Below are 18809 nucleotides of genomic sequence, written 5' to 3'. Positions count from 1 at the left end.
CCGGCGTGCGTTCCGGGCGGCGCGGGGGCAGGGCGACCGGCGCGACAGCGAGCAGCACGGGCTGGTCGCTCACGCCCCTACGGCACGCGCCACGTCCTCCAGACCGTCGACGACGCGCATCCCGGCCGGCACCGGGCCGTTCCGGCGTCCGACGAGCAGCGCCCGCATCCCGAACGCGATGGCGCCACCGACGTCCACGTCCGGATCGCACCCCACCATGAGCGTTGCCTCCGGGGCGCTTTCGAGGGCAGCGCAAGCCAGGTCGTACTGGCGCGGCGCGGGCATGCGCGCGGCGACGTCGCGGTCGCCGGACACTATGATCGCGCGGAAGTGCCCGGTCAAGCCGGTGGCGGTCAGCGCCGCGCGCTGCAGGTCGTCGGGTCCGTTCGCGAGGAGCGCCAGCTTCACGCCGCGCACGTCGAGGGCGGCCAGCGTCTGCTCGGCGCCGGGCAGGGCCCGGTAGTCGGCGGCGTAAGCGGCGACGGCGGCACCGGCGACGCCCGCCAGGTCGGGCGGGCGGCGTTGCTGCAGCCGGTCGAGGACCCTTCCAAGAGCGACCTCGAGGGTGAGGGGACCGTCGCGCCGCGTCTCCTCGTCGAGGACTCGCGCGAACGCGTTCATGTCGCACTGGTGGAGGGCCAGCTCGTTGCGCAGCCAGGCGGTGTAGTCGCCGAAGTCCGCGGCGTGATGGCCCAACGTGCCGTCCAGGCCGAAGCAGGCAGCGTGCATGCTGGGTGCAGCCTACACCCGAAGCGTTCCAAGCGGCGTGGGATCGCCGTGGGGGACGCGACGTCTCCCCCTTCTCCGGGCGGTGCGACCGACCGGGTTATGCTCGGCAACCGTGCCGCATGAGGAGCTCCTAGCCACACTGAACGAGGAACAGCGCCGCGCCGTAGTGCACTACGACGGCCCCGCCCTCGTCCTGGCGGGGGCCGGTTCGGGCAAGACGCGCACGGTGGTCCACCGCATCGCCTACCTCCTCGGCGAGCACGGGGTGCTGCCCCAGCAGGTACTCGCCGTCACGTTCACGAACAAGGCGGCGGGCGAGCTGCGCGAGCGCGTCGAGCACCTCATCGGCCCGCCGGGCCGCGACCTCTGGGTGAGCACGTTCCACTCCGCGTGCCTGCGCGTCCTGCGCATGTACGGCGACAGGATCGGGCTGAGGAGCGGCTTCGCGATCTACGACGACAGCGACCAGCTCGACCTCCTCAAGGAGATCCTCGGGACGGTCCAGGGCCTGAGCGAGGCGAACCCGCGCGCGTTGCGCGCCGTGATCGACCGCGCCAAGTCCAACCTCTGGACGGCGGAGACGTTCGGCGACCAGGCGCAGCGCGTCTGGGGTCCGCTCGTCTCCGGCTTGCGCGTCGAGCTCGTCGAGGAGGTCTTCAGGCGCTACCAGGCGCGCCTGACGGGCGCCAACGCCGTCGACTTCAACGACATCCTCGGGCGCACGGTCGAGCTGTTCGAGACGCACCGCGACGTGCTCGAGCGCGTGCAGCAGCGCGCGGTCTTCATCCACGTCGACGAGTACCAGGACACGAACGCCTCCCAGTACCGCCTGACGAACCTGCTGGCCGACACCTACGGCAACCTCATGGTCGTCGGCGACCCCGACCAGAGCATCTACGCCTTCCGCGGCGCCGACGTCCGCAACATCCTCGATTTCCGCCAGGACTACCCGGACGCAGCCGTCTACCGGCTCGAGCTCAACTACCGCTCGGTCGGCAGCGTGCTCAAGCTCGCCAACGCCGTCATCGGGCAGAACCAGGGCCGCATCGAGAAGAGCCTGAAGCCCGTGAAGGCCGAGGGCGAGAAGGTGCGGCTCTACCGCGCGGCCGACCATCACGCCGAGGCCGACTTCGTGGCCCGCACGATCGAGCGGCTGCGCGCCGAGCGCACGCTCGACTACCAGGACTTCGCCGTCCTTTACCGCACGAACTCGCAGTCGCGCGTGCTCGAGGAGGCGCTGAGGCGCGCCTCGATCCCGGCCCGCATCGTGGGCGGCGTCGGCTTCTACGAGCGCCGCGAGGTCAAGGACGCGCTCGCCTACGCGCGCGCCGCCCTCAACCCGGCGGACGACGTGGCGTGGCGGCGGGTCATCGGGCGGCCGAAGCGGGGCATCGGCGGCACTAGCGAGGAGCGCCTCGTCGCGTGGGCGGGCCGCAACGGCCGCCCCTTCTCGGCGGCCTGCCGGGCGGCGGACGCCGTCCTTGCCGGCACGCCCGGCGCCAAGCGCGTCGCCGAGTTCGTGCAGCTGATGGACGACCTCGCCGCGGCGGCCGACGAGCTGCCGGCCGCCAGCTTCCTCAAGTTCGTCTACGACGCCACCGGCTACGTGGAGGCGCTGAAGCGCGAGGGCACGCACGAGGCGGAGGGGCGCATCGAGAACCTCGAGGAGCTGTTGTCGGCCGTCACCGAATGGCAAGAGGAGCAGGGCGGGAGCATCGCCGAGTTCCTGGACGAGGCCGCGCTGCTCGGCAGCAACGACGACCGCGCCGTCGAGGCCGTCAACGGCGAGACGGTGGACGACGCCGTCACGCTCATGACGCTCCACAACGCCAAGGGGTTGGAGTTCCCCATCGTGTTCCTCGTCGGCATGGAGGAGAACCTCATACCCCACCGCAGCTCCGTCGGCTCCCTGCCGGAGATCGAGGAGGAGCGGCGGCTGCTGTACGTCGGCGTCACGCGCGCTCAGGACGAGCTCTACCTGGTGCACTGCGAGGCGCGCCTCACGTTCGGACGCACGGAGCCCGCGCGCCCGAGCCGCTTCCTGGAGGACCTGTCCCCCGACCTCCTCATGGAGACGGACGTGTTCGGACGGAAGCTGGAGCCCTTGCAGGACGCCGGCAAGTTCTCGCGCACCGTCTGGAAACCACCGGTGGTCGGCGCGCAGGCGGGAGCGCAAGCCAGGGGCGGCGCCCAGGCCTCGGACGCGCCCTCGACCGCGGGGGGTTTGAGCGTGCGCGGCGGCGAGCGCGTCAGGCACCCCAAGTTCGGGGTCGGCACCGTCGTGGGCGTGAGCGGCCAGGGGGCCAAGGCAGAGGTGACCGTGGTGTTCGAGCAGGCGGGCGCCAAGCGCCTACTGCTCAAGTTCTCGGGGCTGACCCCGGCGTGAAGCGGCGACCGGCCGCAGCCATTGGCCCCTCATAGCCTGGTGGTATGCTCCACCGAGGTAACAACCCCCTTGGAGGATCGGAAACTGTGAACGCCAAAGCCATCGTGGTGACGTCCGGAAAGGGCGGCGTAGGCAAGACCACCACCACCGCTAACGTCGGCGCGGCGCTGGCGCGTTTGGGAGAGAAGGTCTGCGTCATCGACACCGACGTCGGCCTGCGCAACCTCGACGTCGTCATGGGCTTGGAAGGCCGGGTCGTCTACGACCTGATCGACGTCTTCGAGGGCCGCTGCAAGCTCAGGCAGGCCATCATCCGCGACAAGCGCGTCGACACGCTGCACCTGCTGGCCGCCTCACAGACGCGCGACAAGTCGGCGCTCTCCGAGGACCGCATGAAGGACGCCGTCCAGGCGCTCCTGGAGGAAGGCTTCGACCGCGTCCTCATCGACAGCCCCGCAGGCATCGAGTCCGGCTTCCAGACGGCCGCGAGCGCGGCCCAGGGCGCCCTCGTGGTCGTCAACCCCGAGGTCTCGAGCGTCCGCGACGCCGACCGCATCATCGGCCTGCTCGAGGCCCGCGAGATCACCGAGGTCCGGCTGATCGTCAACCGGCTCCGCCCCGAGATGGTGAAGCGTGGCGACATGCTCGAGGTGAACGACGTCCTCGAGATCCTGGGTGTGAAGCTCATCGGCATCGTCCCCGAGGACGAGCGCATCCTGGTCAGCACCAACATCGGCAACCCCGCCTCGTTGGAGGAGAGCCCGAAGCTGGCCGCCGGCGCCGCCTTCCGCGACATCGCGCAGCGCATCCGCGGCGAGGATGTGCCCTACCCCTCGTTCGACCAGCCGACCGGCTTCCTGGCCGCCCTCAGGCGCTTCTTCGGAGGCAACTGATGTTCCAGGGGCTCTTCGGCAGGCGCAAGAGCAAGGACCAGCTCAAGGACCGCCTGAAGCTCGTCCTGTCCTACGACCGCGCCAAGCTCTCGCCCGGCAACATGGACGCGCTGAAGCGCGAGCTCATGACGGTGATCAAGAAGTACTTCCCCTCCGACGGCAGCGACCTCGACGTGAAGGTCGAACAGCAGGGCGAGCGCGTCGTGCTGGTCGCGAACCTGCCCGTCCAGCGCGGCTGAGGGAGAGCGCATGACCGCGGGAGAGATGGCAAGCGACCGCCCCGCGTTCGCCGTGCTCGTGGCAGAGGCGGACGACCTGCAGCTCCAACTCGTGGATGTCCTCCTCTCGGACCCCCGCTTCCACCTGGCGCGCGCGGCCAGCGCCAGGGCCGCGCTCGAGTACCTGAAGGCCAACACCCCGGACCTGATCATCGCGGCCGCCGACCTGCCCGACCTGGACGGCTACGCGCTCGTCTCGCGCGTCAAGCGGGTCGTGCGCCTCGCGCACGTCCCGGTCATCCTGACGACGGAAGCTGACGCGGGCCTTGGCCTCTCGCAACGCACGAGGCGGCGAGCGGAAGAGGCACAGGTCGACCTGCTCCTGCCCCGGCCGCTGGGCGACAAGAACCTGAAGGAGCGCGCGCTGCGACTACTGCAGCAGGGCGGTTCTGGCCGGAAGCGGGCCGACCAGCCCCGGCTCGCCACGACCCTCGTGTTGGAGGAGGCGCTGGAGCGTCTGCCCCTTCCACCGCCCCACCCCACGCGACCCGCCGCGCCGGGGTCCTCGGACGTGGTGGCGGGCGGGGCCGCCGCGCAGCCCAACGCCGCGCAGGCCCAGGTGGCGCAGGCCCACCTCGCCAGGGCCGAGCGCGAGTCGCTGATCCGCGAGAACGAGGCGCTGCGCAACGAGAACCGCGAGCTGCGCGCGAGCATCGAACGCCTGAGGCGCGAGTTGAACGAGGCGCGGCAGGTCGGCAGGCCCGGCAAGCGCTAGGCGGCAAGGGTTAGACGGATAAGTAAGCGCCAGGGGTCGTAAGGGGGCTCAGGCCGCGGAAACGCTAGTCCGGGCAAGCGCGGCTCAGAGCAAAGCACAGGCGGGGCGCGGGCCGGAGCGGCCGCCTACGATCGGCAGCGTCAGGTGCGGCCGGCGTCGCCGTCGAAGTAACCGGGATCGCCGTTCGGCTCAGACGTTCCGAGATGGGCGACGGCCCATACCCGGATGGCGTCTATGACTTCCTGCAGCTCCCTACCGGCATCGGTGAGCTCGTAGCTGCAGCGCGGCAGGCCGGCGGCGTGAGCGTCGTCGTGGAGCACTTCCTTGCGGATCACCCCGACGCCCTCGAGACGGGCGAGGCGGTGCGCCAGGGTGGTCGGGTTGCAGCCTCCGACATCGCGCCCCAGCTCGTTGAAGCAGCGCGAGCCACCGAGCAACGCGTGCACTATGTGCAGGACCCACTTCTCCTGAAGGATCTCGATGGCGGAACCGGCCGCGCAGCGCCTGATAGACGCGCCGCGCCCTGCACTCGCATCGGCGGCACGACCGCCGACAGCCTCGCTCCGACTCACCACGTCAACGACGATACCACCGTCCGGGGTTGTGGGGTTTAGCGCGGCCTACACGACACCGGCCTCCACCTAGCCACGTCCGGCCGATCCGCGGCGTGATGGTAAAATGACTTCCCGGGCGCTAGCGCGGCTGCGGCAGCCACCACCGGCGTCCAGGGGGTAAGGCGGCCTGAAGGCTACTGCCAGGAGCGGTAGGTTCGCCCGAAGGGAGCTACATGAACATCTACAAGCTGATGGGTCGCAACATCGAAGTGACCGACGCCATGCGTCAGTACGCCGAGGACAAGCTGGCCCGACTCGATCGTTACTTCGACCAGATCATCGACGCCAGCGTGGTCATGGGTTACGACACCAGCGAGAACGCCGCCAACCCCGCCAAGGTCGAGGTGCAGCTCAACGTCCCCGGCGGCATCATCCGGGCCGAAGAGCGCGCGCTGGACACGTACGCCGCCGTCGACCTCGTCATGGCCAAGCTCGAGCGGCAGCTCAAGCGCTTCAAGGGTCGCCTCATCGCGCAGCGCGGCGAGAGCATCCCGCTGCCCGAGGAGACCGAGGCGGAGGAGCGCGCGCCGCGCGTGTCGCGCGTCAAGCGCCACGTGCTGCGCCCCATGGCGCCCGAGGACGCCGCCGTCCAGATGGAGGCGCTAGGCCACGGTTTCTTCCTCTTCCGCAACGTCGAGACCGACCTCGTCAGCGTCATCTACCTGCGCGACGACGGCGATTACGGGTTGATCGAGCCGGCCAACTGAGCGCCCAGCCGGGATCAGACCCCAGGCACGTCCGCCCGCCGTTCGCGGCGGGCGTTCACGTTGGCCACCGTCATCCCGAAGGCGAAGCCGCCAATGTGCGCCCACCACGCGACGCCCTCGCCGGTCGAGCTGCCGTCCGTCAGCACCGACAGCCCCTGCATGGCGGCCCAGAAGCCGATGTACGCCCAGGCCGGCAGCCACGGCGCGTACCAGGGCGCTTGCCGGGAGAAGAGCCTGAGGAACAGCCACGGGGCGATGAGGCCCGGGATGAGGGTCTGCACGCGCTGCTGGGGGTAGATGACTATGTAAGCGCCCAGGACGGCGCTTATGGCGCCCGAGGCGCCGACGAGCGGGGTGCGGGGGTCGCCGCCGAGGAGGCCGTGCACGAGCGCGGCGATCGCCGCGCCGCCGGCGTAGAAGAGCGCGTAGCGCAGGTGACCGAGCCTGTCCTCGACGTTATCGCCGAAGACGAACAGGAAGAGCATGTTCCCGAGCAGGTGCGCCAGGCCCCCGTGCAGGAACGCGTACGTGACCAGCGTGGGCCACGCGGCGAGCGGCTCGGCCACCAGGCGCGCCGGCACGAAGCCGTTGTCGAACACGAAGCGTAGGCCCGCCAGCCCGGTGCCGAGCGAGGCCTGGTAAAGGTAGACGACGACGTTCGCCACCACCAGCGCCCACGTGACGTACGGCAGGGCGCTGCGCGGGTTCCGGTCTCGCAGCGGGATCAGGTCGCCACCGCCGTCAAGCGCGCCTCGGGGCGATCTCCAGCTCGGAGCGGTACTTGACCACGCTGTCTCCCGGCACGATGCCGCCCGCCGAGGCCCCCGGGTAGATGATCGTGCGGGGTCCGACGACCGTCCCGGGCGCCAGGACGGCGTTGCAGCCGATGCTCACGCCGTCTCCCAGGATGGAGCCCAGCTTGCGCAGCCCTGTGGCCGCGCCGCCCACGCTGATGGCGCTTCCGAACGTCTTGAAGTTCGCGAGCTTGACGCCGGCGCCGAGGTTGACGTCGTGGCCGACGACGCTGTCGCCGACGTAGTTGAAGTGCGGCGCCTTCGCCCCGCCGAGGAACACGGACCGCTTCACCTCCGTGGCGTGGCCCACGTGCGCGCCGGGCCCCAACACCACGGGGCCGCGGAGGAAGGCGCCGTGGCCCACCTTCGCCCCGGGGAACAGGTAGACCGGCCCCGTCAGGTACGCGTGCGGGCCGACCTCGGCCCCTTCCCGGATGGTCAGCGGGCCTTCCACCACGGCCGTCGGATGAACGCTGCCGAGGCGCTCGTTGCCTATGCGCTCCCCTAGCGCGTCCAAGCGCGCGAGAGCCTCCCAGGCAAGCTCGCAGTCCAACAGGTCGGCCAGTTCCGCCGGCAGGCGCGTGATGTCGAAGAGCTGGGAGGGGTCGAACATGCGGCGAGTGTACCGCCGTCCCCGCCCTGCCCGACGTGTAGAATCTAGCGCGAACGTGCTGCAGCTCGTCTTCAACCCTGCCGCGGGCAAAGGCCGCGCCAAGGCCGCCCTGGCGGCGGCGCTCGCGCTCCTCGACGAGCGCGGCGTGCCGTACACGCTGCACACGACGAGGTGCGCGGGGCACGCGACGGAGCTCGCCGCCGCCACGCCCCCCGGCTCGGTCGTCGTCGCCATCGGAGGCGACGGGACCGTCCACGAGGTGGCCAAGGGGCTGCTGCAGGCCGGCACCGCCGGTGACCCGGCGGGCGGTCGCGCGTTGGGCGTCCTGCCCCTCGGCTCCGGCGACGACTTCGCGTTCAGCCTCGGCCTGGCGCGGGACGACCTTCCGGGCGCGCTGGAGCGCCTGCTCGCCGCGAAGCCGCGGCTGGTCGACTTCGGGACCGTGAACGGAGAGCCGTTCTTCAACGCCGTCGGCACAGGCCTCGACGCCGAGGTCGCGGAGCGCGTCAAGACCTCGCCGAGCTTCCTGAGAGGCCTCTCCGGCTACCTCTACTCCGTGCTCGGCGCGCTGGGGCACCTGCGCGAGCCGCACGCTCGCGTGTTCGTCGACGGAGCGCTCGTCCACGACGGTCCTTGCCTGCTCGTCACGTCGCAGAACGGGCCGCGCTCCGGCGGCAGTTTCGTGTTCGCGCCCGAAGCGCGTCCGGACGACGGCCTGCTCGACGTCGTGATCGCCGGGAAGCTGGGGATGCTCGGCGCGCTCGGCTTGCTACCCAAGGTCATGCGGGCCAAGCACCTGGATCATCCGGCGGTCAAGCTGGTCAGGGGCAGCCAAGTGCGGGCGGAGTGGGCCGAGGCACGCCCGGCACACGCCGACGGGGAGCTGCTTCCCGCGGCCGCCACGTACGAGGTGGTGCTGCACCCTCGCGCCTTGCGCGTTCTGGCCTGAGCCGTTGACCAAACGAAAGCGAGGCCCCGCTTGCGCGGGGCCTCGTACTACTTCCGGCTCACGCCGGTCCTGCTGACCGTACCTTAGAAGGTGACGGTGTAGCTGATCTGGAAGGCCTGAGCCGAGGAGCCGACACCGTTGTTGTCGTTCTGGTAGGTGCCGTACGCGAACTCGAGGTCGTAGTAGTTCCAGATGAGTTCGTAGCCGGAGACGGACTGCGTGCCGGTGCCGTTGACGTCACCAGCGCTGATGTCCGTGGCCCCGTCACCAGCGCCGCGAGTGTTCGTCGCGTTGTTGATGTTGGTGCCCGTCCAGCTGCCGTACTTCGCGGTGAGCTTGCTGTGGTCGAAGATGAACTCGTTCAGGACGAGGCCAACGCTCCACTGCAGCTCGCTCGCCGTGTAGACGGCGGCATCGCTGTGATCCGTCGTGCGGTAGTTGACCGCCGCGACCAGGCTGGGCTTGGTGTAGACGTCGAGCGGCGTGGTGGAGAGACCCGTACCAACGCGGAGCGTGGTGGTGTCATCCGTGCCGGCATCGGCGTCGTTGACCATGCGGTAGCCGACGTACGGGGTCAGCGAGAGGATCGAGACGTTGAGCGCGTAGTCGGCATCGACGAACAGGGTCGTCTTGCTGAAGTCCGCCTCGGTCTGCGAGTAGCCCGCCGAGATGTTCAGGCCCTTGATGAGGGCGTTGGCAGCGGCGCCGTCGTGCTTGAGCGTGACGCCGAAGCCGGTGTTGTAGTTGTTGTCGCGCTCGATGTCGGTGCCGGCAAGGGCCACAGCGGCCTCGCTCGCATCGACGAACGTGCGGAGGTCGTCGACGGTCGTACCGTTGACGGAGGCCGAGTGGTACCAGCCGCCGAGGCTGAAGCCCGCGAACAGGTTGGCCGTGGCGTCGACGCCGAAGGACATGGCGCTGTCACCAGCGACCGTGCCGTAGGAGTCGAAGTACGCGCTCAGGTCGACGATGAACAGGCTGAGGCCAGCGTTCACGCCGAAGCCGCTCTGGTCTTCCGCGAACGGGAAGCCCGAGGCGTCAGCGCCGAGGTCGTAGCCGTTGGCAGTCCAGGCATCGCTGATGTCGCGGTAGTTGGCGCCAAGGCTCGAGAGGATGGGGATGCCGGCGGTATCGACGTCGAGCGTGGCGTAGAGGACCGACTCGGCGGTCGCGCCGCCGGAGCCGTTGGCCCACTCGAAGCCGAGGTCGAAGATGGACAGCGAGAGGCTGCCGTCGACGCCCCAGACCGTGATCTGCTGGTTGTCGGCGAGGTAGTCGTCCTTGTCGCCAGCGCGTTCGGCGTACTGGGCGAAGCTACCGCCGAGCGTCAGGCCCTCGAGGGGGCTGACCGTGAGGCGGGCGCCGCGCAGGTAGTTGCCGTACCACTCCTGGTTGTAGTTCACGTCCGTGGAGTCGTTCCTGCTGACGTAGACGGCCGTGATGCCAGGGTTGAGGAAGGCGAGGAAGCTCGGGGCGCCGATGGTAGCGACGAAGCCCGGGTCATCCGTGCCGACGACGTACGGGGTGAAGCTCGTCTCGACGTTCGTGCCGAACGCGAAGGTAAGCGGCACGGCGCCGATGGGTTCGAACGTCGTCATGAAGTTGCGGATCTCGAACCAGTTGAGCAGGGGTTCGGAGCCGGAGACGATGGGGCCCGTGACGCGCTGGGAATCCATGGCGATCGAAAGCACGCCGCTGAAGCTGTTGAGCTTGTTCGGGCTGCCCTCACCATCGAAGCCGAACTTCGCAGCGAAGCTCAGGTTCAAGACGGCGGTGGCCGCACCCGGGGTGTGCTCGATGTCGTGACGATCCTGGGCGACTTCGCCGACTTCCGTGCGGTAGTTGCGGGTGCCCGAGCGGTCGCCGTCGAGTTCAGCTGCGCCGGACGAGAAGACCGACGCGCCCATGTTGCGCAGGCTGTTCAGGCCGTAAGCGCGGTCGACGTCGAACTCCTGGCCGATGACGCGGCCGACGAAGTACGTGACCGAGATGCTGCCGGAGATCCCGAGGGGGTTCTCTTCGAGCGCGGCGACGCGACCCTGCAGGTCCGCGATGGCGGCGTTCTGGGCGGCGTCCGAAGCTTCCAGGGCCGAGACGCGGTCGCGAATGGCGATCTGGTTGCTGCGGATGAGGAGGACGAACTCGCGGATGTTCGCGATGTCCGAGCGGTTGCGCTCGATGGCACTGTTCACGGCCGAGAGATCGACCGGGGCGCCGCCGGCGGACGAGGAGCCACCCTTGAGGCCGGCCACGTCAGCCTGGAGGAGCTGAAGGGCGCGGTTGAGGGCAGCGATGTCGTCGGCGTTCTGGCGACCGAGCGTGTTGGCCTGGTTGGCCAGGCTGTACGCGGCGTCGGCGCGCGCGGCAGCGGCGTCGGCCTGGGCCTGCGCCGTGTCGAGGGCGACACGCTGCGAGGCGATCTGGTTCTGCAGATCGCGGAGTACCGCCGGATCGATGCCACCGTTGTTAGCGGCGAGGGCCGCTTCCAGGTCGTCGATACGAGCGGAGTTGGCGGTCACGTCGTCGGAGAGGCCAGCGATGGCGCTCTCGGCGGCGGACAGCCTCACGCCTTGGGCAGCGACGTCGGAGGCAAGCTCTTGCACGGCGTTGCGCAGCGAGTCGACGTCAGCCTGGGTGAGCGCTAGCGCCGAGTTGAGGTTGTCATTGATGACGTCAAGCAGGCGGCTGACAACGAGAGCGGCTTGGTAACGCGTGAAGGCTTCGTTGCCACGGAAGGTTCCGTCGGGGAAGCCGATGACGATGCCGAGGTCGGAGATGCGGTCGACGGCGTCGCCGGCCCAGTGGTTCGCCGGGATGTCCGGGAACGAGTACTGAGCGAAGGCGCCGCTGGCCGTGATCGCCGCCAGGAGCGTGATGAGTAGCTTCTTCATGAATTCTTACCCCTTGAACTGGTGAAGTCTTCTTGCTCAGCGCGCTTCACGAGCCTCGGGGCGCGACCACCGTGAGTGTCCGAGTTTCCTCGCCGGCGGTGCACCGTTTGATCTCGCGTCGCTCACTGGGTTCCTGTACTTCCCTGGCCGGTTCAAAAGGTAGCACCTCCTTCCAGTGCGGCCACGGACGACACAGGTCCATGGGGATTAGACCACGCGGGCGGAGCGCGTGTCAAGGCGCATGTGGTCTCGATGAGAGGGCGTTGCGGCCTTCCCGACGGGCAAATCGTCAGTTCGTGAAGGGGGTCACTCATGCTAGCCTCATGAGAAGGCGTCCAGTGGCGCCCACCTGGTATCGTCTGACCCCATGGCCCGAATCACCGTGCCCGAAGCGGAAGCGCTCATCGACCAGGAGTTCGGGGTGTTGGATCACGGCTTCGTCCGCCTCGTGGACTACCTTGGCGGCGACGCGCGCATCGTCCAGGCCGCCCGCGTCTCGTACGGAGACGGAACGAAGACCGTCCGCGAGGACGGCGCCCTCATCGATTACCTGCTGCGCAACCGGCATACGAGCCCGTTCGAGCAGGTCATCCTCACCTTCCACGTGAAGCTGCCCATCTTCGTGGCGAGGCAGTGGATCCGCCACCGCACGGCGCGCCTGAACGAGATCAGCGGGCGCTACTCCGTCATGCGCGACGAGTTCTACGTCCCCGGCCCCCACGAGGTGCGGTTCCAGGACAAGCGCAACCGCCAGGGGGGCGACGGCCGCGACGTGCCGCCCGAGCTGCGCGAGCGCGTGATCTCCGTGCTGCGCTCCGGCCAGGAGCGCACGTACGCCGAGTACGAGGAGCTGCTCGAGGACGACATCGCTCGCGAGCTGGCCAGGGTGAACCTGCCCTTGAGCCTCTACACCGAGATGTACTGGCAGATCGACCTCAACAACCTGTTCCACTTCCTGAGGCTGCGGCTCGACTGGCACGCCCAGTACGAGATCAGGGCCTACGGCGACGTCATGGCGCGCATCGCGCAGGCCGTCGCGCCCATGGCGTACGCGGCCTTCGAGGAGCACGAGCTGCACGGGCGCTCCTTCTCGCGCTCCGAGCTCGACATCCTGCGCGCGGCCATCGACCCGCGGCGCCTGGACGACGCCCTCTCCGCCAGCGGCCTGCGCGCCACGCGGCGCGACGAGCTCACGCGCAAGCTCGGACCCGTCGGCGCGCGCTCGACCGACGGCGCCCCCGCCGGCGCCGGCGCCGACGCGGCGAACGGCGCCGCGCCCGAACCCCGGTCCGGCGAGGCAGTCGGCTAAAGGCGCAGACGGTGCGCTACCGCGTCGTCGCCGTCGGCAAGCTCAAGTCCTCCTTCTACCGCGAGGCCTGCGGGCACTACCTGAAACGCCTCGCCCCCCTGGCGGCCTGCGAGGTCGTCGAGGTGGGCGAGGGGCGCGGGGCCGACGCGGGCGCGACGCAGTTCGCCGAGGGCGCCGCCCTGCTCGCCAAGGTGGAAGGGCTCGCCGTCGCGCTGGACGAGCGCGGTAAGGCGTTCGACACGCACGGCCTGGCGCAACGGGTTGGGGCGTTGGAGAACCGGGGCGTCAGCCAGGTCACCATCCTCGTCGGCGGCGCCGAGGGGCACGGACGCGAGCTGCGCTCGGCGGTCGCGGAGGCGTGGAGCCTCTCGCCGTTGACCCTCCCCCACGACCTGGCGCGGCTCGTCCTCATCGAGCAGCTCTACCGGATCGAGACGCTGCGGGCGGGCCACCCGTACCACCGCGGCTGAGCGGGCGGTCAGCGCCCCTTGCCCGATGCGCTCAGGAGCGCGGCGTGGAGGCTGAGGAGGTCGGCCATCAGGAGGCCGAGCGCGTCCAGCTCGAACGGCACCCCCACCTCAAGGGCCAGGTAGAGGTTCAGCGGGCCGATGGCGACGCTCGGCGGGGCGCCGTTGGCGTGGCGCGGCACGCTCCCCTTCGCATGGCTGGCGGTGGCGGAGGCCACCACCTCGTCGGCCTCGCCCAGGAGCCGCGCGAGCACCGTCCTGACCGGACGCGTGAGGAGCGCCGTGGCCTGGTCGACCTCGCGCGCGTAGACGCTCACGGCGGCGTCGAACTCCGGGTCGAACGCGCCGTCGAGCCGCTGCGCCCCCGAACGCCCCGCCACCAGCCCCTCGAGGATCTTGTGTCTTCTCGCACTAGCCCTGAGCGAGACGGAGGAGTGCTCGACGCTCGAGCGCACGACGACCCCTATGCGCAGCCCAGTCAACGTGCCGGCCGGCCCGTCGCGATCGTTGGCCTGCTCGAACACCACGGTGTCGGGCTGGTCGGGGCGCGCGCGTTCGTAGACGGTCGCGATCGCACCCGGCCCAAGGTCGAGGTCCTCGCGCAGCTTCTCGGCCAGCGCCGGCGCCGGTTCGAGCTCGAAGGCGCCGGCGAACGCCCGCCATTCGCGCTCACGCAGGTCGCGGTCCTTGGGCCGCCAGAAAGCCACGGCGGAAACGCTAGCCCGTGGCCGTCGCGGGCCCCTAGCGGAAAGGTCACTCGGGGCGAAGTAGAGTTGGGCGGATGAACGGGACCGAACGCGGTCGACCGGCGGGGGCGTCCACCGCGCGCGTGCGCGCGGTGGACGTGCCGGAGGCAGCCGCGCATGCCACGCCTGCGCTGGGAGCCGAGTTGAGCGCGCCGCGACGGCGGCTGTTGACGTGGTGGCTCCTCAGCGGGGCGGTCCTGACCTTCGCCATGCTCATGGTCGGCGGCATCACGCGGCTGACCCAGTCGGGGCTGTCGATCGTGGAGTGGGCGCCGCTCATGGGCGTCTTCCCGCCCGTCGGGGAGGCCCAGTGGCAAGAGGCGTTCGACGCCTACAAGCGCTTCCCCGAGTACCAGCAGCTGCGGCCGGACATGACGCTCGCCGAGTACCGCTCCATCTTCTACTGGGAGTACGCCCACCGCCTCCTGGCGCGCGCCATCGGGGTGGTGTTCCTCGTGCCGTTCCTCGCGTTCCTGGCGCGCGGCTACCTGCGACGCCCCCTGTTCCTGCGCCTGCTCCTCCTGTTCGGGCTCGGGGCGCTGCAAGGCCTCATGGGCTGGTTGATGGTCGCGAGCGGTCTCGTCGACCGGCCCAGCGTCGCCCACGAGCGCCTGGCGGCGCACCTGCTGTTGGCGTTCGCGATCTTCGGCGTCTGCCTGTGGACGGCGGCCGACCTATGGCCCGGCCTCGTCGTTAGGGGCCGCGCCGCGTGGCTATGGACTAGGCGCACGCGCGCCTGGCTCGTCGTCTTCGGCGTGCTGCTCGTGGTCCAGGTGACCTACGGAGCGTTCGTGGCCGGCCTAGATGCCGGACTCGCGTTCAACACGTGGCCGCTCATGGCGGGCGGCTGGCTGCCTCCCGGCGCCTGGCGCCTCGAGCCACCGCTACGCAACCTGCTCGACAACATCGCGACCGTGCAGTGGCTGCACCGGACGCTGCCCGCCCTGCTCCTGGTGATGGCGCTCGGCCTGCTGATCGCGGCCCGGCGCCCCGTCGCTGGTGCCGGAGGCCGCCACCGAGCGCTGGCGGTGGCGCTCCTGGTCGCCATCCTCGTCCAAGCGGGACTCGGGATCGCGACGTTGCTAGCGTTCGTGCCCGTCTTGTTGGCGGCCATGCATCAGGCCATGGCCCTGCTGCTCTTCGGCGTCTGGCTGGCGTGGTCGCATACGCTCAGCCGTGCCCGCCTGGCCGCCTGAGCGCGGAGCCCGCCGCTTGGGCGGAACCACCTACCTCAGACGTTGAAGCCGAACATGCGCATCTGCTTCTTGCCGTCGTCCGTCATCTTGGCCGGGCTCCATGGCGGCGACCAGACGAAGTCGACGCTCACGGAGTTCACCCCGTCGACCTTCATCGCCGCCAGCTCCGTGTCCGATTGGATCAGGTCCTGCACGGGGCAGCCCATGCTCGTCAGGGTCATCTCGATGCTCACGTTCCCTTGCCCGTCGATCTCGAGGTCGTACACCAGGCCGAGGTCGACGATGTTGACGGGGATCTCGGGGTCGTGAACGACCTTGAGGGCTTCCAGGACCTGCGCGCGTAGCGCCTCGTTGCCGGCGGTCCGGTCAGGATCGACTGGTTGCGCGACCCCGGCACTCGTCGGGGTGGCGTTAGTCTCGTCGCTGCTCGTCATACTCGTGAAGTTAGCAGAACGGCGTGCGCCGCGCCGTAGCCTCGTGGCCGTAACGCGGGCACGAGCGCAGGCTCGTAGGCGGCGACTCCGCCGCATGCCGGTCGGTCGCCGCTCACCAGTCCGCGAAGCGATCGCGGTAGACGACCCAGGCGAACGTCAGCGCCACGAGCGTGCTCAGCAGGCTGGTGCCGCCGTAGGAGACGAGCGGCAGGGTGATGCCCGTGACGGGCGCCACCCCCAACGTCACGCCGATGTTGACGAGGACCTGGAAGCCGATGAGGACCACCACCCCGGCGATCAGGAGCTGGTCGCGCTCGAACGGACATTCGGCGGCCATGGCGAGGAGCCGCCAGAAGAGCAGGCCGTAGAGCACGAGCAGGCCGACTGAGGCGACGAAGCCCCCCTCCTCGGCTAGGACCGGGAAGATGAAGTCCGTCTGACGGTACGGGATGAAGCCGAGCTGCGACTGGGTGCCGGCGCGGTACCCCTTGCCGAGGAGGCCGCCCGACCCCACGGCGATGGTGGACTGGATCACCTGGTAGCCCGTGCCTTGCGGGTCGCGGTACGGATCGACGAACGAGACGAGGCGCTCGACCTGGTGCGGCTTCAGGTTAGGGAGCACGACGGTTGGCACCGCGATGCCGACGAGGAGGACGCCGAGGACGAGATGGCGCCAGGGCAACCCCCTGACGAGGACGACGCCCGCCGTGATGGCGACGAGCACCAGCGCGCTGCCGAGGTCGGGCTCGATCAGGACGAGGCCGATGGGCGGTAGCGCCAGCACCGCCACCCGCACGTAGTCCTGCAGCCGCCGGATGGGGCGCTCGTGGAGGGTCTGGGCGAGCACGAGGATGAGCGCGAGCTTGGCCAGCTCCGAGGGTTGGAAGCCGGGCAGCGGGCCGAGGTAGAGCCAGGACTTCGCGCCGTTGACCTCCGTGCCTATCAGGAAGGTGAGGGCGAGGAGGCCGAGGCTCACCACGTAGACGTACGGGGTCAGCCGCAGGACCCTGTTCTTGCCCGCCCACAGGGTCGCCCCTATCACGACGACGCTCGCACCGAGGAAGACGACCTGGCGCATGAACTCGTCGCTCGGGGCGGCGCTGAACAGCGTGAAGAGCCCGACCGTGATTATCAGCAGGGTGACGAACGGCAGGGCGAGGTCGACTCTCGTCACGCCCGCCAGCCTACCAACCGTCTACGTGAGCCGGCACGGGCGCCGACGTTGCGCGAACCGGCGTAGAGCCACCACTCGGCCGCCAGGGCCGCTAACGCCACGGCTATCAGGCCGGTCAAGAGGGGGGTGGGCGACGTCCCGACGCCGGACTCCTCGTCCAGCGCTCCGGAAGCGCCCTCGACCGCGCCGACGGCGCCCTGCTCCGAGGCGGCGTCGGCAGCGTCGGAGAAGGCCGCGGCGGCGCCTAGGCGCGACTCGTCGGGGGCCAGCAGCGAGGCCAGCGCCACCGCGCCACCTGACGCGGGCGGGCTCGAGGACGCGGTTCGCGAACCGGCCTCCGCACCCGCCTCCACACGGGCGCCGAGCGGGTAGACGCCGGGCTCGAGGACGACCTCGCCGCCGGGCAGTGCCTCGCCGAGGCGTACCCGGGGGGTCACGTCGAGCGAGCCGACCCAGTTGGCGAGCAGCGCCGGGAAGGCAGGGCGCAGCACCAGGTCGGACTGGCTCGGGTGGAAGGCGAACTGAAGGACCGCTCCGGCGTCCGTGCGCCGGGTGCGCAGCAGCGGGGTGAGGTCGTCGGCCCTGGCGAGGACGCGCCACGGCGCGCTCGCCGAACTGGTCTCGGACCCGCCCTGGTCGCCGGCCGCCTCCGCCTCCGGCAGCATCGGCGTGTCGGACGCCGACTCCCAGCTCGGGCGCAGGGGGTCGAGCCCGATGAGCGCGTCGCGCAGGTCGACGAAGCGCATGACGTCGGCCGCGCGGTCGAAGTCGCGCACGACGTGGTAAGCGGGGGCCTGAGCCGCCGGCTGGAACAGTAGGTAGTTACCGGGCGGGAGCGCGGCGATGGCCGCCTCGTCCGGCAGGTGGCGGGTGAGCACGTGCAGGTCGGCAGGCCGGCTGGCGGCGTCGACGGCGCCGTACACGGCAACCCCCGGCACGGCGTTGAGGGCGCGCAGGAGCGGAGCGTACAGGTCGTCGGTGACGACCGTCAGAGCGCGGCGCCCGGCGAAGGCCACGTCGTCGAGCGGCAGCGCGTCGCCGGCCGGGGCCAGGATGCGGGCCTCCAGCACGCCCTCCCCCTCGGCTACGTCGGCAAGCAGCGGGAACGTGACCGCGGCCGTGCCTCCGCCAGGCACGAGGAGGGTGCTCCGGGCGAGCTCGACACCGCCGCCGAAGAGCCCGACCGTGGCCTCCGCCGGTCGGCGACCGCTCGCGACGAGGGCGACGAACGCCTCGCCCACCCCGACGTCGAAGGCGCTGATGCCGACGTTGTCCGGCTCGGCCGACTCGGTGGCTCCGACGACCACGACCTGCGCCTTGCCGAGGGCAACCTGGCGGTCCGTGTACACGAGCACCTCGGCGCCGGGCAGCAGGCTCATGCCGAGATCGACCGCGGCGAGGAGGTCGGCCGACGCGTCGCCCGCCTGCAAGGAGGCAAGCGCGGTCGAGCGGTCTTGGTCGTCGGCCGCCAGCGGCGCGAGCAGCCGAGGCGCCAGGCCGGCGCGGACGAGCGCGACGGGGCCGGTCGTCCTGAGCCGGGTACGGGCGGCGTCCACCGCCGCGCCGAGGCGCGTGCCGCCCTCGAAGCGCGCCGCCATGCTGGCGGAAGCGTCGATGACCACGACGAGCGCGCCGGACTCCGCGCCCTTCGGGTACGGCCCGGCCAGCCCGACGGCCACGGCCGCCACGAACAGGAGTTGCAGCGCCAGGAGCCAGCTCGGGGAGAAGCGGCGCCTACGCGCGACGCTCGCCTGGGCCCTGCGCCAGAGGAACAGGGCCGATACGTCGCGCCGCCTGCGGCGCGCCCGCAGGAAGTGCAGGGCGACGACCACGGGAAGCAGCGCGAGCAGCCAGAGCGCCTGGGGCACGAGGAACGCCATCGACGTGCAGTCTAGCGGCTAACCGCGATGGGTC

Annotated in this window: 18 protein-coding genes; 9 read left to right on the top strand and 9 right to left on the bottom strand. The window is 70.4% G+C overall.

Annotated elements, in window-relative coordinates; all coding sequences use genetic code 11:
• Positions 1 to 69 precede the first annotated feature (69 nt).
• A complete protein-coding gene (locus M9914_06455; GenBank protein ID MCO5173819.1) occupies positions 70 to 729 on the bottom strand; it encodes an HAD family hydrolase in 660 nt (219 codons plus the stop codon).
• A 112-nt stretch (positions 730 to 841) separates the two neighbouring features.
• On the opposite strand from M9914_06455, the gene M9914_06450 reads away from it, so the two are divergent.
• The 4 genes from M9914_06450 (at position 842) to M9914_06435 (ending at position 5001) form a co-directional block, all read left to right on the top strand.
• The gene (locus M9914_06450; protein MCO5173818.1) at positions 842 to 3115 is read left to right on the top strand and encodes a UvrD-helicase domain-containing protein; all 2274 of its coding nucleotides are present in this window, start codon (positions 842 to 844) and stop codon (positions 3113 to 3115) included.
• Between the two features lie 86 nt (positions 3116 to 3201).
• A complete protein-coding gene (gene minD, locus M9914_06445; GenBank protein ID MCO5173817.1) occupies positions 3202 to 4008 on the top strand; it encodes a septum site-determining protein MinD in 807 nt (268 codons plus the stop codon).
• On the top strand, positions 4008 to 4247 hold the full coding sequence (gene minE / locus M9914_06440) for a cell division topological specificity factor MinE (protein MCO5173816.1): 240 nt from the start codon (positions 4008 to 4010) through the stop codon (positions 4245 to 4247). Before minD ends, minE begins: the two co-directional genes overlap by 1 nt.
• 10 nt (positions 4248 to 4257) lie before the next feature.
• Positions 4258 to 5001, top strand: coding sequence for a response regulator (locus tag M9914_06435; protein MCO5173815.1), 744 nt, complete (start codon positions 4258 to 4260; stop codon positions 4999 to 5001).
• Positions 5002 to 5141: 140 nt separating this feature from the next.
• On the opposite strand, the gene M9914_06430 is transcribed toward M9914_06435, so the two are convergent.
• A complete protein-coding gene (locus M9914_06430) occupies positions 5142 to 5576 on the bottom strand; it encodes a helix-turn-helix transcriptional regulator (protein MCO5173814.1) in 435 nt (144 codons plus the stop codon).
• 212 nt (positions 5577 to 5788) lie between these two features.
• On the opposite strand from M9914_06430, the gene raiA reads away from it, so the two are divergent.
• Complete coding sequence (gene raiA / locus M9914_06425; protein MCO5173813.1) at positions 5789 to 6322, top strand: ribosome-associated translation inhibitor RaiA; 534 nt, start codon at positions 5789 to 5791, stop codon at positions 6320 to 6322.
• A 14-nt stretch (positions 6323 to 6336) separates the two neighbouring features.
• Here the strand turns inward: raiA and M9914_06420 are convergent, their stop codons facing one another.
• Both M9914_06420 and M9914_06415 read right to left on the bottom strand, forming a co-directional pair.
• Positions 6337 to 6987 (bottom strand): rhomboid family intramembrane serine protease, encoded by a 651-nt coding sequence (locus tag M9914_06420; protein MCO5173812.1) that lies wholly within the window; start codon positions 6985 to 6987, stop codon positions 6337 to 6339.
• 76 nt (positions 6988 to 7063) lie between these two features.
• The gene (locus M9914_06415; GenBank protein ID MCO5173811.1) at positions 7064 to 7729 is read right to left on the bottom strand and encodes a hypothetical protein; all 666 of its coding nucleotides are present in this window, start codon (positions 7727 to 7729) and stop codon (positions 7064 to 7066) included.
• 55 nt (positions 7730 to 7784) lie between these two features.
• Here M9914_06415 and M9914_06410 point away from each other — a divergent pair, with 55 nt between their 5' ends.
• The gene (locus M9914_06410; GenBank protein ID MCO5173810.1) at positions 7785 to 8678 is read left to right on the top strand and encodes a diacylglycerol kinase family lipid kinase; all 894 of its coding nucleotides are present in this window, start codon (positions 7785 to 7787) and stop codon (positions 8676 to 8678) included.
• 83 nt (positions 8679 to 8761) lie between these two features.
• Here M9914_06410 and M9914_06405 read toward each other — a convergent pair whose 3' ends face one another.
• Positions 8762 to 11569 (bottom strand): S-layer homology domain-containing protein, encoded by a 2808-nt coding sequence (locus tag M9914_06405; protein MCO5173809.1) that lies wholly within the window; start codon positions 11567 to 11569, stop codon positions 8762 to 8764.
• 367 nt (positions 11570 to 11936) lie between these two features.
• Between M9914_06405 and thyX the strand changes: the two genes are divergently transcribed.
• Positions 11937 to 12878, top strand: a complete 942-nt coding sequence (gene thyX / locus M9914_06400) for an FAD-dependent thymidylate synthase (GenBank protein MCO5173808.1) — start codon at positions 11937 to 11939, stop codon at positions 12876 to 12878.
• Positions 12879 to 12889: 11 nt separating this feature from the next.
• Positions 12890 to 13348: a 23S rRNA (pseudouridine(1915)-N(3))-methyltransferase RlmH gene (locus tag M9914_06395; protein MCO5173807.1), complete on the top strand. Its 459-nt coding sequence runs from the start codon at positions 12890 to 12892 to the stop codon at positions 13346 to 13348.
• 8 nt (positions 13349 to 13356) lie between these two features.
• On the opposite strand, the gene M9914_06390 is transcribed toward M9914_06395, so the two are convergent.
• A complete protein-coding gene (locus M9914_06390) occupies positions 13357 to 14052 on the bottom strand; it encodes a hypothetical protein (protein MCO5173806.1) in 696 nt (231 codons plus the stop codon).
• Between the two features lie 74 nt (positions 14053 to 14126).
• Here M9914_06390 and M9914_06385 point away from each other — a divergent pair, with 74 nt between their 5' ends.
• Complete coding sequence (locus tag M9914_06385; GenBank protein ID MCO5173805.1) at positions 14127 to 15287, top strand: COX15/CtaA family protein; 1161 nt, start codon at positions 14127 to 14129, stop codon at positions 15285 to 15287.
• A 35-nt stretch (positions 15288 to 15322) separates the two neighbouring features.
• On the opposite strand, the gene M9914_06380 is transcribed toward M9914_06385, so the two are convergent.
• The 3 genes from M9914_06380 to M9914_06370 all read right to left on the bottom strand — a co-directional run bounded on the left by M9914_06380 (position 15323) and on the right by M9914_06370 (position 18775).
• Complete coding sequence (locus tag M9914_06380) at positions 15323 to 15721, bottom strand: iron-sulfur cluster assembly protein (GenBank protein ID MCO5173804.1); 399 nt, start codon at positions 15719 to 15721, stop codon at positions 15323 to 15325.
• Positions 15722 to 15833: 112 nt separating this feature from the next.
• Positions 15834 to 16895, bottom strand: coding sequence for a rod shape-determining protein RodA (rodA, locus tag M9914_06375; protein ID MCO5173803.1), 1062 nt, complete (start codon positions 16893 to 16895; stop codon positions 15834 to 15836).
• The gene (locus M9914_06370) at positions 16892 to 18775 is read right to left on the bottom strand and encodes a BatA and WFA domain-containing protein (protein MCO5173802.1); all 1884 of its coding nucleotides are present in this window, start codon (positions 18773 to 18775) and stop codon (positions 16892 to 16894) included. The genes rodA and M9914_06370 overlap by 4 nt, the downstream gene beginning before the upstream one ends.
• Between the last annotated feature and the right edge of the window lie 34 nt (positions 18776 to 18809).

The organism is Trueperaceae bacterium, assembly GCA_023954415.1.
Classification (GTDB): Bacteria; Deinococcota; Deinococci; order Deinococcales; family Trueperaceae; genus JAAYYF01.
This window is presented reverse-complemented; position numbering and strand designations above follow the sequence as displayed.

What these genes read in the sequence shown, in the direction of transcription:
- M9914_06435 (MCO5173815.1), top strand. Translation starts at nt 4,258, where the DNA reads ATGACCGCGGGAGAGATGGCAAGCGACCGCCCCGCGTTCGCCGTGCTC.
- M9914_06455 (MCO5173819.1), bottom strand. Translation starts at nt 729, where the DNA reads ATGCACGCTGCCTGCTTCGGCCTGGACGGCACGTTGGGCCATCACGCC.
- M9914_06405 (MCO5173809.1), bottom strand. Translation starts at nt 11,569, where the DNA reads ATGAAGAAGCTACTCATCACGCTCCTGGCGGCGATCACGGCCAGCGGC.
- raiA (MCO5173813.1), top strand. Translation starts at nt 5,789, where the DNA reads ATGAACATCTACAAGCTGATGGGTCGCAACATCGAAGTGACCGACGCC.
- thyX (MCO5173808.1), top strand. Translation starts at nt 11,937, where the DNA reads ATGGCCCGAATCACCGTGCCCGAAGCGGAAGCGCTCATCGACCAGGAG.
- M9914_06370 (MCO5173802.1), bottom strand. Translation starts at nt 18,775, where the DNA reads ATGGCGTTCCTCGTGCCCCAGGCGCTCTGGCTGCTCGCGCTGCTTCCC.
- M9914_06380 (MCO5173804.1), bottom strand. Translation starts at nt 15,721, where the DNA reads ATGACGAGCAGCGACGAGACTAACGCCACCCCGACGAGTGCCGGGGTC.
- M9914_06385 (MCO5173805.1), top strand. Translation starts at nt 14,127, where the DNA reads ATGAACGGGACCGAACGCGGTCGACCGGCGGGGGCGTCCACCGCGCGC.
- M9914_06415 (MCO5173811.1), bottom strand. Translation starts at nt 7,729, where the DNA reads ATGTTCGACCCCTCCCAGCTCTTCGACATCACGCGCCTGCCGGCGGAA.
- minE (MCO5173816.1), top strand. Translation starts at nt 4,008, where the DNA reads ATGTTCCAGGGGCTCTTCGGCAGGCGCAAGAGCAAGGACCAGCTCAAG.